The organism is Devosia sp. (assembly GCF_017307565.1).
Lineage (GTDB): Bacteria > Pseudomonadota > Alphaproteobacteria > Rhizobiales > Devosiaceae > Devosia.
Genome location: NZ_JAFKHD010000426.1, coordinates 1 through 12,437, shown reverse-complemented (window position 1 = coordinate 12,437; position 12,437 = coordinate 1). Strand labels below are relative to the sequence as shown.

Genomic DNA, 12,437 nt, shown 5'->3' with positions numbered 1-12,437 from the left:
GAGAAAGCCCCCTCACCCCAACCGAATTCGCAACCGAATTCGGTGTGCTCCCACCTCTCCCTTTGGGGGAGAGGTCGCCGCAAAGCGGCGGGTGAGGGGGCCTTGTATTTAAGCCGTCACAGCCAGATTGGCCGAGGATTCCGGCAGGTCTTCGCCGAACACGCGCTGGTAGAACTCGGCAACCACGGGGCGTTCGAGTTCGTCGCACTTGTTGAGGAAGGTCAGGCGGAAGGAGAAGCCGACATCGCCACCAAAGATCTGGGCGTTTTCGGCCCAGGTGATGACCGAGCGCGGCGACATGACGGTCGAGAGATCGCCATTGATGAAGGCCGAGCGGGTGAGATCTGCCAGGCGCACCATGTTGGAGACCAGCTTCTTGCCCTTTTCGGTGTCGGAATAGGCTTTGTTCTTGGCCAGAACAATGCCGACTTCCTTGTCGTGGGGCAGGTAGTTGAGCGTGGTCACCAGCGACCAGCGGTCCATCTGACCCTGGTTGATCTGCTGGGTGCCGTGGTAGAGGCCCGAGGTGTCGCCAAGACCAATGGTGTTGGTGGTCGAGAACAGGCGGAAGGCCGGGTGGGGCACGATCACGCGGTTCTGGTCGAGCAGGGTCAGGCGACCCGACTGTTCGAGAACGCGCTGGATCACGAACATCACGTCCGGACGGCCGGCGTCGTATTCGTCGAAGACGAGTGCGATATTGTTCTGCACGGCCCAGGGCAGGATGCCGTCACGGAATTCGGTGATCTGCTTGCCGTCCTTGAGGACGATGGCGTCCTTGCCGACGAGATCGATACGCGACACGTGGCTATCGAGATTGACGCGGACCAGCGGCCAATTGAGGCGCGCAGCAACCTGCTCGACGTGCGTCGACTTGCCGGTGCCGTGATAGCCCTGAATCATGACGCGGCGATTGTAGGCAAAGCCGGCCAGAATCGCGAGCGTGGTGTTTCGGTCAAAGAGATAGTCCGGATCGATCGGCGGTACGTGGTCGGTACGCTCTTTATAGCCCTTGACCACCATATCGGTATCGATGCCGAAAAGCTCGCGGGCCTTATATTCGGTGTCGGGCAGATTGGTGAACTCGGTCATGGCAAGGGCTCGTGAATCAAGAGTTTTTCTTTGGCGGGAGGCGCATTCGCCCCGGGCTCTATAGCAGCATTGCGTGGCGGCCGGTAGCCAAACCGTCACGCTTTGAGGACGCATCGCTTTCGCGGAAAACCGGTTGCCGCTTTCCCGCCCGATGCCTTGGGATCAACGCGCGACAAAACCCATTTTCTTGAGGTGGGAATAGGCGGCGATGATGGTGCGCAGCTTTTCCTCGGAAGAACGATCGCCGCCATTGACGTCGGGATGGTGGATTTTGACGAGGTTCTTGTAGGCCTGCTTGATGTCGTCGGACTTGGCATGGCCGGGAAAGCCGAGGGACTCGAAGGCGCGCCGGTCGTTCTCGTTGAGCGGCTTGACGCGTTCGGCGGCCGGGCGCTGGGACTGGCGGTAACGATAGCGGGCGAAGACGCCGAAGGGATCGCCATATTTGTCGCCGGGGCGGCTGCTGGTTTCGCGGCCGGCCGCGCGGGCGGCGCCGGCATTGCCGGTGGCAAAGGTCGAGCGGGATTCGGCCTGGGGCGGGGCGTGCAGGGCCTCGTCCAGCTCCTCCGGGCTCATGCCGGCAAAGAAATTGAAAGCCTTGTTGTAGTGGCGAACGTGCTCGAGGCAGAAATGATGGTACTGGCCTTCATTGCGCGGGCCCTTGGGCGCGCGGTATTCGCCGGCTTCCTCGCAGCCTTCCCATTCGCAGGCAAATTCGGCCGGCTCGGGCTTCTCTTCCCGGCGCGGTCTGATGCGGATGGAGTCGAAAAGCTTGGATTGCTGTTTCATAGCACCTAGTTAAGTCTCTAAAATCTTCAAGCGGAGCCCGCCCCATGTCCGTCAGGGACACAATGATAGCAAAGCTCACCGAGCGGTTCTCACCCCTCCACCTCGAAGTGCTCGATGAATCGAACAAGCATCGAGGCCATGCCGGATGGCGCGAAGGGGGCGAGACCCATTTCCGAGTCAGAATCGCAACCCGCGATTTTGACGGCTTGAGCCGCGTGGCGCAACACCGCGCGGTATTCGAAACGCTGGATGCGGAACTGAAGGATCGCGTCCACGCGCTCAATATCGAGGTTTTGCCGGTCGGCTCGCTCTAGAGCCAGACATTTGTTGTCATTGCCGGGTTTATCCCGGCAATCCACTGCTTGGGCGCTTGCCGTGGAGCACCGGGACGAGCCTGGTGACGACGACGGACAGGCAATTCAGGCTCCACGCATCTCCTCCAAAAATGCCGAAACCTTGGCGGGTTCGACATTTTTCTCGATGAAGGCCTGGCCGATGCCGCGGGTGAGAATAAAGGTCAGCGCGCCGCGCGAGACTTTCTTGTCCTGGGCGATGGCGGCCATCAGGGTTTCGGTGGAGCCCAGGGTTCCGGGGATGTCCGCCAATGTGGTGGGCAGACCCGATTTGCGCAAGTGCGCGGCGATGCGGCCGCTGTCCTGACCCGGCGCCAGGCCGAGGCGGTTGGAAAAGGTATGGGCCAGCACCATGCCGATGGAAACGCCTTCGCCGTGCAGCAGGCGGTCGGAATAGCCGGTGTCCTTTTCGAGCGCATGCCCAAAGGTGTGGCCGAGATTGAGGAGGGCGCGGACGCCGATTTCCTTTTCGTCTTCGATGACGACACGGGCCTTGTGGGCGCAGCAGCGGGCGATGGCCTCGCCGCGGGCCGGGCCGCCGGCAAAGATTTCGGCGTGATTGGCCTCCAGCCATTCGAAGAAATCGGGATCGTCGATCAGGCCATATTTGACGACTTCGGCATAGCCGGCGGCGAACTGGCGCTGGGGCAGGGTGTCGAGCGCGGAGAGGTCGGCCAGCACCAGCTTTGGCTGATGGAAGGCGCCGACGAGGTTCTTGCCGTGAGGGGAATTGATGCCGGTCTTGCCGCCGACCGAGGAGTCGACCTGGGCCAGCAGGGTTGTCGGGATCTGCACGAAATCCATGCCGCGGCGGGTGATCGAGGCGGCAAAGCCGGCGAGATCGCCGATGACGCCGCCGCCGAAGGCGATGACGATGTCATTGCGCTCGAGCTTTGCCGCGAGGAGGCCTTCGACCACCGTCTGCAGATGTTCCCAGCTCTTGGTGCTTTCGCCCGCGGGCAGGGTGATGGTCGAATAAGTCGGGCCGGAAAATTCAAGGCTGGCGACGAGGCGCGGCAACTGGGCCTTGGCGACCTCGGTATCGGTGACGATGCCGAAGCGGCGGCCGGGGAATTTTTCAGCCAGGATTGCGCCGGCATCGTCGATGAGGTTGGGCCCGATGAGAATGTCATAGGCGCGCTCGCCCAGGGCGACGTGGACGGTGTGGGAAATGTCGGCCATGGCGAAATCTTTCAGCGCAGATGGTGCAGGAGGGCGGTGATGACGTCGGCAGCGACGCTGTCCTGCGGGACATCGCGGCTCAAGACGGTGACATCAGCCTCGGCATAGATGGGATAGCGATCCTCGATCAGCTTTTCGAGCGTGCCCTTGGGATCGGCGGTCTTGAGCAGCGGACGGTTGGAGCGGCGGGATACGCGCTCGAACAGCACATCGAGATCGGCCTTGAGCCAGACCGAGACGGCGCCGGATTTGACCAGCGATCTTGTCTCGGGATTGACGAAGGCGCCGCCGCCGGTGGCGAGCACGATGTCTTCTTCCTTGAGGAGGCGCGAAATGACCCGCGTTTCGCCGGCGCGGAATTCGGGCTCGCCGCGCTGGGCGAAGATTTCCGGAATGGTCATCTGCGCGGCCTTCTCGATTTCCTCGTCGCTATCGAGGAAACGGCGCCCCAGGCGTGCCGCCAGACGCCGACCGACCGTGGTCTTGCCGGCGCCCATCATGCCGACGAGGATGAGGGGCCGGCCGCTCAGCCGCTCCACGAGAGCCTTGGCGCGCGCAGACCGCGCGCCGGTTTCCGTTTTGCTCACGCGAGACGCCCTCCGAACTTTGAGCCGGTTGAAGCGATACGGCTCCAAGCTGTCAAGCGCAACGCGATTTTGCCTACCGGATGGAAACCTTTATATGGCAAGCTTTGGGGCGAAAACGACGGAAAGCCCATGCCGACTCTCTTTCGCCTGCTCATCATCCTTCTGTTTCTGGGAGGTCTGGTCTATGCCGGGATGTTTGCGCTCGTCTCCTTTGTCGAGCCCAATCCCAAGGATGTGACGCTCAAGATCACCTCGCGTGAACTGCTTGGCGAAAGTGCGCCCGCTCGCCCGACCGGCATGCCGGTGCCCAATGTGACGAGCAAGCCGAGCGAGACTCCGGCGCAATGAGCCATCTTGTCGGGGCTTTCCTCGAAATGATGAGTGCGGAGCGCGGGGCGGCGGCCAATACGATAGCGGCCTATCGGCGCGACCTTTCCAACTATGCCGGCTTTGTCGCGGCAAAGAAGCAGAGCCTCCTCGATTGTCCGCGCGAGACGGTGACGGCCTATCTCGATGGGCTGAAGGCGGAGGGGCTTTCGGCCTCCTCGAGCGCGCGGCACCTGTCGGCGATCAGGCAGTTTCACAAATTCTTGTGTGCGGATGGCATCAGGGGCGATGACCCCACGCGCATCGTGCCAAGTCCCAAAACCCGGCGGCCATTGCCCAAGGTTTTGTCGGTCGCCGAAGTCGACAAATTGCTGTCGCTTGCCGAGGCAGAGGCCAACGAGGCGGGCGAACCGGCTCGGCAGGAAGCGTCGCGCCGGCTCTATTGCCTGCTCGAAATGCTCTATGCGACGGGCTTGCGTGTGTCAGAGCTTGTGGCGCTCAAGCGTGCCGCAGTGATGCGGGAATCGAGCTTCATCACGGTTGTGGGCAAGGGGCAGAAGGAACGGGTCGTGCCGATGAATGATCGGGCGCGCGATGCGGTGCGCGCCTGGGTCAAGACACTGCCGAAAGACTCGCCGTGGCTCTTCCCCGCCAACGGAGAAAGCGGGCATCTGGCGCGGCAGGTTTTTGGACGCGATCTCAAATCGCTGGCGGCGCGGGCGGGCATATCTTCGGCGCGGGTGGCGCCGCATGTCTTGCGCCACGCCTTTGCCAGCCACCTGCTTGCCGGGGGGGCGGATCTGCGCGTCGTGCAGATGCTGCTCGGGCATGCCGATATTTCGACCACGCAGATTTATACCCACGTGCTCGACGAAAAATTGCGCAATCTGGTGGAAACCCACCATCCGCTGGCCGGGGAATAGCGCGAGCCTGTGGGAACGGGACGGGAAATTCCATCCAATTCAGTTCCAAAACTTGACTCGGCATTGAACCATCGCCACTTTCCGGCCACTTTAGGGCGCAAGAGCCGTGCCTCAAACAATCCGGGTCAGCGTAGCGACCCATACTGGCGGGTGGGATGCAGTCTTATCTCGATTTTGAAAAGCCGGTCGCCGATCTCGAAGCAAAGATCGCCGAACTCAAATCCCTCGCAGCGGCCGACCAGGCCGTCAGCATTGACGAGGAAGTGAACCGGCTATCCGCACGCGCCGACGAGGCGCTGGTGGAAATCTACAAAAAGCTGACCCCCTGGCAGAAGACGCAGGTGGCGCGCCATCCGCAGCGTCCGCACTTCTCCGACTATATCAGCACCCTGATCACCGAATGGACGCCGCTGGCCGGCGACCGCAAGTTCGGCGAAGACGCAGCGCTGCAGGCCGGTTTCGGCCGCTTCAACGGATTGCCCGTGGCTGTCATCGGCCAGGAAAAGGGCAATTCGACCGAGACGCGCCTCAAGCACAATTTCGGCATGGCCAACCCCGAAGGCTACCGCAAGGCCGTCCGCATCATGGACATGGCCGACCGGTTCAACATTCCGGTCATTTCCTTTGTCGATACCGCCGGCGCCTATCCCGGGATCGGCGCTGAAGAGCGCGGCCAGGCCGAGGCCATTGCCCGCTCGACCGAAAAGGGTCTTGAGCTCGGTGTGCCGAACATCGCCATCATCATCGGGGAAGGTGGTTCGGGCGGCGCTATCGCCATTGCCACGGCCAATCGCGTGCTGATGCTCGAAAACGCCATCTATTCGGTGATTTCGCCTGAAGCCGGCGCCTCGATCCTTTTCCGCGACGCCGCCAAGGCGCAGGATATGGCCACGGCCCAGAAGATCACGGCGCAGGACCTGCTCTCGTTCAAGGTGATCGACGGCATCATTCCCGAACCGACCGGCGGCGCGCATCGCCACCATGGTCAGGTGATGGATTCGACCCGCGTCGCCATTTCCGATTTCCTCGCCGAGTTCGCTCCGAAGTCGCGTCTGGAAACGCGCGAACATCGCCGCGAGAAATTCCTCGCGATCGGCACCAATATCTAGGCTCAGGCCTCAGACCGACGACATCACCCCCGCGCAAGCGGGGGTTTTTGTTTGTGCGATTTGGCGTGTCCGGCGCTCACACTATTGCGTGAAAAGCGTGTGCTTTTCGGCCTCCGGGGCGGCGTGATAAGGCTTCCTTCATCCAGCCTAGTCATGCTGCGCTAACCATTGCTCCCCTGGGGCGGATTTCTGGATCCTGTTCGTGACTGCCAAGTTCTTTCACCGCGTTGCAGCTGTCGTCATCATCCTGTGGCTGGGCTTCGGGCTTGCTGCCTGTTCCAATTTCGTCAAGGGTGGCGACAACCGCCACAACATCCCCTTGTCTGCCGAAACGGTGAAAGCCCTCAATGCCATGGGCTCGTCGCCCGGCGAGGGCATGGTCGTGCGCATCTTCAAGCGTGAAGCGCAGCTCGAAGTGTGGAAGCGCACGAGCTCTGGCCAGTACAAGATGTTCAAGACCTACCAGATCTGCTCCTATTCGGGCGATCTCGGTCCAAAGTTCCGCGAAGGCGATTATCAGAGCCCGGAAGGATTTTATACGATCACCCCGGGCCTGATGAACCCGAAGTCGAACTACTATCTCGCCTTCAATACCGGCTTTCCCAACAAGTTCGACCGCGCCAATGGGCGGACCGGCTCGAACCTGATGGTGCATGGCGACTGCAAGTCGGTCGGCTGCTACGCCATGACGGATGCCGGTATTGCCGAGATCTATGCCCTGGCCCGCGAGACCTTCAAGGGCGGCAATCCCAGCTTCCAGGTGCAGATTTTCCCCTTCCGCATGACCACGGCCACCTTGGCCCAGAATGCACAGAACCAGCACGTCGGCTTCTGGCAGAATATCAAGGAAGGCTACGACTATTTCGACCTGACCAAGACCCCGCCGGCCTGGGACGTCTGCGAGAACCGCTATATTTTCAACCCCACGGCATCGGGCCTCAATGCGTCCGGACCCTGCCCGGCGACGTACCAGAATGCCGAGGTTGAGGCGCGCAAGGTTGCCGATGCCAAGGCGCTGGCCGACGCGGCTGCGGGTGTGCAGCGGCAGGCAGCCAACGAGGCAGCGCTCAAGGCACGCAGCGAAGCGGTCTCGGGTTTCTTCTCGGGCATCGGCAATGTGTTCACCGGCAATCAGCAGCCGGCACCTGTCGCAGCCCCGGTTGCAACCCCGGCGCAATAGTCTTGGTCCTTATTCGGCCCCAGTTTGATGGGACCCCCTGTCGGCAAGATTGAGCCTTGGAGCCAGGCCGCGTGGACGATAAACCGAGCGCAGATACATCGCCGAAAGCGGACGTCGCGGTAGAGCCCGACATGCGCGCCGATGTGCGCGAGAGAACCGTCGCCGGGATCACCGAACGGGTGCCGCGCAGGCGGCGGTCGATGCGGATGGGCACGGTGCTTGGCGGTGTCGCGGCAATCGTTGGCCTGGCGGAGCTGGCGGCCAGTGCCTGGGTCTATGCCGACATGCAGCGCGAAATGCTGCGGGTGTCGACAGAACTCGCACAACTACGCCTCAGCCTTGAGCTTTATGTGCAGCGCGATGCAAAGCCTGCCGCTGCGGCGAGCGCCAGCCCCGACCTTTCAGCGCTCGAGAATCGCCTGGCTATTCTGGAGCAGAACTGGCGCGGTGGCGCGGGGGTGACACAATTGCCCGCGGTGCCGCCGTCTGGCGCGCCGGCCGTTGCGGCCAAGAGCGATGGGGATTGCCTGCCTTCAGGCATGCGTCTGTTGGTTGCGGCAGGCGACAGCTATCCCGTGTGCGGGACCGAGACGACCATCGAGGTCATGAATGTCAGCAATGGCTATATCTCGCTGACCGATGGGACGACTGTGCCTTCGGGCAGCACCGTGCCGCTGCCCGGCACGTCCTGCATGATCGCGGTGACGTCCGGTGGCGACGAAGCCACCACCGGTTTTGCCGAGATCAGGGTGACCTGTTAGGCGAGCGTGCGGCTGCCGAGCGGTGGCAGCGGCTTTAGCCGGCCCATGAGGGCACGATAGGGCGCCAGGAGAACCATGGCGGCCAGGAATTTCACCATGAAATCGCCGGCGGCCAGCGAGGTCCAGAGCGGTACTTCCGGGCCGATGCCGAGGAAGGGCGCGGGGAAGCCGAGCGAGCCGTCTTCGAGGCCGAAGAGACCATCGATGCCGGCAAGGGCCGGGGCGAAGGCGACGGTGAAGAAGATGGTCGTATCGAGCATCGAGCCGAAGAGCGAGGCGACGAGCGGTGGCAGGAACCAGGCGCGGGCCGCGCGGAGGCGCGAGAAGATGCTGATATCGAGCAATTGGCCGGTGACGAAGGCTGCGGCCGAGGCGAGCGCGATGCGCTGTGTGGTGGCCGGCGCGCCGCCGACATTCCAGGGCAGCGGATTAAAGCTCAGGTAGAACGACACCATGAGGCCGACGAGGAAGCCCACCAGCACGACGCGGCGCGCATTGCGCGGGCCATCATAGCGGTTGGTCAGGTCGGTGATCAGAAACGCGAAGGGGAAGGTGAAGGCGCCCCAGGTCAGCAGATCGGCCAGATCGACCGAACCCAGCCGAAACCGGAACGGGTAGAGCACCAGGATATTGGACGCGGCGACGACCACGACCATGGCGGCAACGGCCGCCAGGAAACGAGACAGCATCAGAATGCACCTCTGTTGTCCGCTGTCCGGCAGAAGACCGGGGCGGATGCGTGAGACTTACACAAAAAGAAAAGCCGCGCGGCCCAGAGGCGCGCGCGGCTTAAAACCTAGCAGAACTGCGATCAGCCGGCGATAGCGGCGCGCACTTCCTTCTTGATGCCCAGGGCGAGCGGGGACAGGTCGGCGTCATCCTGCTTGAGCAGGAACGCATCGAGACCGCCACGGTGCTCAACCGTGCGCAGGGCGGCTGCGGAGATGCGCAGCTTCACCGAGCGCTGCAGAGCGTCGGAAATCAGGGTCACATTGACCAGGTTCGGGAGAAAACGACGACGGTGACGGTTGAGAGCGTGCGAAACGGTGTTGCCCACCAAAACGCCCTTACCGGTCAGTTCGCAGCGACGTGCCATAGTAGATATCCTATTTGTGTAAAGGTCCTGCGTGGCGGGCAAACCCGCTACGGGCCTCGATTGTGATGAAATCTGCGGGCGTCTTAGAGAAAAGGGCTCAATCCGTCAAGTCGAGCGGGGCTCAAAGACCTGCGAGTGCCTTGCCAGTACCACAAGAGGGCGGCACCTTGAAATCTCATCGGTGATTCGCGACAGCGCCTGTCCCGGGGCCATACCGAACGAGAGAAGACAACTATCTTGATCCGAACCAGCCTAGCCGCCCTTGCCCTTCTTCTCGGCCTTAGCCAGGCCCAAGCCGCTCCGGTCGATGCCAAGGCGAGCTATGTGCTGACCCTGGGCGGTATCAACGTCGCCATGATGCATATCGATCTCGACGACAATGGCAGCGCCTATACGCTCGGGATCAAGGCCAATGTTGCAGGGCTCGGGGCAGTGGTGGCCAGCGGCACGGCGAACGTCACCTCCAAGGGCAGTTCGTCGGGTTCGAGCCTGCGCTCGGAAAGCTTTACGCTGGAGACGCGGGCCAATGGCGAGAAGTTCTCGGTGGATGTCGGTTTTGCCGGCCAGAACGTTTCTTCTTTCAAGGTCGACCCGCCGGTGGTCGAATATGACCGGGTGCCGCTCGAACGCGGCCACCTGACCGGGGTGAGCGATTTCGTCTCCTCCTTTGTCCTCAAGGCCAGCGCGCTCGACAAGTCACTCTGCGACCGCCGCATGCGCATCTTTACCGGCGTCGAGCGCTTCAACCTCAATATGAGCTTTGTGCGGAACGAAGACGCGACCTCGCCGCGCACGGGCTATCAGGGGCCGGTGGTGCTGTGCTCGATCAAGTACCAGCCGGTTTCGGGGCATTATCAGAGCAACGAGATCACCAATTACCTCGCTGACGAGAGCCGGATCCTCATCTGGTACATGCCGCTGGGCGATACGGGCTATTATATTCCCTACCGCGTGCTGCTGGGCACTTCGATGGGCGATATGTCCATGGTCCTGGTCAAGGCCGAGCATTGAGGCCTCTGTCCTAAGTTGGGACGGTCAAAGGCTTTTTTCTCAATTTTCGCATTTTTAGGCCCTGGAACTCCGGGCTTTTGGAATGAAGGGCGCTGCGGCGTCCTTTTTCTTTTGGGTAACGGATCGGCAGGAAAGCCGAGTCGCGGGCCTGTTTTAAGTCCTTGTTTATGCAGGTGAACGGGTTTTGGAGCGGTTTTGACGCCGTCGGCGCTGGCTAGTGTGGGTGAGTGGCCCTGGCTACCAGTGCTGGTGGAGAACAAAACCGGTAGAACAGGGTGGGTCGTGATTCTGACCCTGTTCGTTCCGGTTTTGGCCTGACCGTTAATTGAGCCCCGAAAAGTGACGAAAAACTGTGCCGTATCGGGATGCGGCCGTGGCCTTGTGGTTGCTGACCGTGGACGGCGTTTTTCGCGGCGACGGCGTGAAGGTGCTGTCACCTACGCGGATTTTTGTCTGCGATTTGAATAGTGAAACGAGCGTTGCGGCGATCAGGAGTGCGCTCGGCTCGCGGTCCCAGTTCGAAACGGTCAACCGGAAAAATTATGAACGCGGCCGGCCGAACGCTCGGCGTGGCGGGCGCTAAGGTATTAAAATACCGAAAAAATTCGCGCCGGGCAGTTTCACGGATCGTTTGGAAATGGCCGGAGAATCGCGATCTTAAGGTTATAGTAACCAAGCTGAACGGGTTTTGGGGCGTTCGCGTCACAAATGAAGTCCTGGCGACGCTGCTAGTGGCTTAGGCGGTCTCGGACCTACCAGATGTTGCCGTGAACAAAACCAGATTCAGGTGCCGAGACCGATTCTGTCCCTGTTCGTTCTGGTCCTGTTCCAAATATTAATGGAGTGGCGAACTGTCACAAAAAGGCGTCCTTTCGTGGGACAAATATTCTCGCCCCTCGCCATGGGCTTTGCGGCACCCTACATAGAGCGGCGATGACTTCTGCAAACTCCCAGTCGGTCAAGGCCATCTTGGGGCCTACCAATACCGGCAAGACCCATTTCGCCATCGAACGCATGCTGGCCCATCCCACCGGGATGATCGGCCTGCCGCTGCGCCTTCTGGCCCGCGAAGTTTATGCGCGCGTGGTCGAGCGGGTCGGCGAGCAGGCGGTGGCGCTGGTGACGGGCGAAGAGCGCATTGTGCCGCCCAAGCCGCGCTACTGGGTGGCGACCGTGGAAGCCATGCCGATGGACATTCATGTCGACTGCGTGGCGGTCGACGAGATCCAGACGGCAACCGATTTCGACCGCGGCCATGTGTTTACCGATCGCATCCTCAAGGCGCGCGGCTTTCACGAGACGCTGCTCTTGGGGTCGGGGACGATGGCCAATGTCATCCGCAAGCTCCTGCCCAATGCCGAGATCATCGAGCGGCCGCGCTTTTCCCAGCTTACCTATGCGGGCTCGCGAAAGATTTCGCGCCAGCCGAGCCGCAGCGCCATCGTCGCTTTCTCTGCCCGGCAGGTTTATGCGATCGCCGAACTGATCCGTCGCGAACGTGGTGGGGCCGCCGTTGTCATGGGGGCGCTGTCGCCGCGCACGCGAAATGCGCAGGTGGAGCTCTACCAGAACGGGGACGTCGATTTTCTGGTGGCGACCGACGCCATCGGCATGGGGCTTAATCTCGATATCCACCATGTCGCCTTTGCCGACGACACCAAATTCGACGGGCATCAAAGCCGTCCGCTGACCCCGGCCGAGATCGGGCAGATCGCCGGGCGCGCCGGGCGGCACAAGCGCAATGGCACTTTTGGGGTGACCGGCGGCACCGACGCGTTCGACGAAGAATTGGTGGTTCAGCTCGAAACGCACGATTTCGAACCGGTCAAAGTATTGCAGTGGCGCAACTCGGCGCTGGATTTTTCATCCATCGACCGACTGCGCAACAGTCTCGAGAAGACACCGGAAGACCGGACGCTCACCCGGGTGCCCATGGCGACCGACCAGTTGGCGCTGGAATTTTTGTCGCGAAATGAGGCTGCGGGGCTCGCGCGCGGCCACGAAGCGGTCAAACTGCTGTGGGAGTG

General features: G+C 61.8%; 15 protein-coding genes. 9 read left to right on the top strand and 6 right to left on the bottom strand.

The window, feature by feature from the left end:
- Positions 1 to 108: 108 nt before the first annotated feature.
- Positions 109 to 1,092: a cobaltochelatase subunit CobS gene (cobS, locus tag J0I64_RS18165; protein ID WP_291410828.1), complete on the bottom strand. Its 984-nt coding sequence runs from the start codon at positions 1,090 to 1,092 to the stop codon at positions 109 to 111.
- Positions 1,093 to 1,254: 162 nt separating this feature from the next.
- A complete protein-coding gene (locus J0I64_RS18160) occupies positions 1,255 to 1,881 on the bottom strand; it encodes a J domain-containing protein (RefSeq protein WP_291410825.1) in 627 nt (208 codons plus the stop codon).
- 44 nt (positions 1,882 to 1,925) lie between these two features.
- Between J0I64_RS18160 and J0I64_RS18155 the strand changes: the two genes are divergently transcribed.
- The gene (locus J0I64_RS18155; protein ID WP_291410823.1) at positions 1,926 to 2,195 is read left to right on the top strand and encodes a BolA family transcriptional regulator; all 270 of its coding nucleotides are present in this window, start codon (positions 1,926 to 1,928) and stop codon (positions 2,193 to 2,195) included.
- A 105-nt stretch (positions 2,196 to 2,300) separates the two neighbouring features.
- On the opposite strand, the gene aroB is transcribed toward J0I64_RS18155, so the two are convergent.
- Together aroB and J0I64_RS18145 are read right to left on the bottom strand one after the other, a co-directional pair.
- Positions 2,301 to 3,416, bottom strand: coding sequence for a 3-dehydroquinate synthase (gene aroB / locus J0I64_RS18150; RefSeq protein ID WP_291410821.1), 1,116 nt, complete (start codon positions 3,414 to 3,416; stop codon positions 2,301 to 2,303).
- Positions 3,417 to 3,427: 11 nt separating this feature from the next.
- Positions 3,428 to 4,003, bottom strand: coding sequence for a shikimate kinase (locus J0I64_RS18145; RefSeq protein WP_291410819.1), 576 nt, complete (start codon positions 4,001 to 4,003; stop codon positions 3,428 to 3,430).
- Positions 4,004 to 4,132: 129 nt separating this feature from the next.
- Here J0I64_RS18145 and J0I64_RS18140 point away from each other — a divergent pair, with 129 nt between their 5' ends.
- From J0I64_RS18140 to J0I64_RS18120, 5 genes are all read left to right on the top strand, one after another.
- Positions 4,133 to 4,351 (top strand): hypothetical protein, encoded by a 219-nt coding sequence (locus J0I64_RS18140; RefSeq protein WP_291410831.1) that lies wholly within the window; start codon positions 4,133 to 4,135, stop codon positions 4,349 to 4,351.
- Positions 4,348 to 5,253: a site-specific tyrosine recombinase XerD gene (locus tag J0I64_RS18135; RefSeq protein ID WP_291410818.1), complete on the top strand. Its 906-nt coding sequence runs from the start codon at positions 4,348 to 4,350 to the stop codon at positions 5,251 to 5,253. The genes J0I64_RS18140 and J0I64_RS18135 overlap by 4 nt, the downstream gene beginning before the upstream one ends.
- Before the next feature lie 155 nt (positions 5,254 to 5,408).
- Positions 5,409 to 6,362 carry an acetyl-CoA carboxylase carboxyltransferase subunit alpha gene (locus tag J0I64_RS18130; protein ID WP_291410816.1) on the top strand — a complete coding sequence of 318 codons (954 nt, stop codon included), beginning with the start codon at positions 5,409 to 5,411 and terminating at the stop codon, positions 6,360 to 6,362.
- Between the two features lie 202 nt (positions 6,363 to 6,564).
- Positions 6,565 to 7,542 carry a murein L,D-transpeptidase family protein gene (locus J0I64_RS18125; protein WP_291410814.1) on the top strand — a complete coding sequence of 326 codons (978 nt, stop codon included), beginning with the start codon at positions 6,565 to 6,567 and terminating at the stop codon, positions 7,540 to 7,542.
- 71 nt (positions 7,543 to 7,613) lie between these two features.
- A complete protein-coding gene (locus tag J0I64_RS18120) occupies positions 7,614 to 8,303 on the top strand; it encodes a hypothetical protein (protein ID WP_291410812.1) in 690 nt (229 codons plus the stop codon).
- Here J0I64_RS18120 and J0I64_RS18115 read toward each other — a convergent pair.
- On the bottom strand, positions 8,300 to 8,992 hold the full coding sequence (locus tag J0I64_RS18115; RefSeq protein ID WP_291410810.1) for a queuosine precursor transporter: 693 nt from the start codon (positions 8,990 to 8,992) through the stop codon (positions 8,300 to 8,302). The genes J0I64_RS18120 and J0I64_RS18115 overlap by 4 nt on opposite strands.
- A gap of 122 nt (positions 8,993 to 9,114) precedes the next feature.
- Positions 9,115 to 9,399 carry a 50S ribosomal protein L28 gene (rpmB, locus tag J0I64_RS18110; protein ID WP_291410808.1) on the bottom strand — a complete coding sequence of 95 codons (285 nt, stop codon included), beginning with the start codon at positions 9,397 to 9,399 and terminating at the stop codon, positions 9,115 to 9,117.
- Positions 9,400 to 9,636: 237 nt separating this feature from the next.
- On the opposite strand from rpmB, the gene J0I64_RS18105 reads away from it, so the two are divergent.
- The 3 genes from J0I64_RS18105 to J0I64_RS18095 form a co-directional block, all read left to right on the top strand.
- Positions 9,637 to 10,410: a DUF3108 domain-containing protein gene (locus tag J0I64_RS18105; RefSeq protein WP_291410807.1), complete on the top strand. Its 774-nt coding sequence runs from the start codon at positions 9,637 to 9,639 to the stop codon at positions 10,408 to 10,410.
- 373 nt (positions 10,411 to 10,783) lie between these two features.
- Entirely contained in the window at positions 10,784 to 10,993 is a 210-nt protein-coding gene (locus J0I64_RS18100) for a hypothetical protein (RefSeq protein ID WP_291410805.1), read from the top strand.
- A 350-nt stretch (positions 10,994 to 11,343) separates the two neighbouring features.
- Positions 11,344 to 12,437, top strand: a 1,094-nt coding sequence (locus J0I64_RS18095; RefSeq protein ID WP_291410803.1) for a helicase-related protein, incomplete at its 3' end; no start/stop codon positions are given.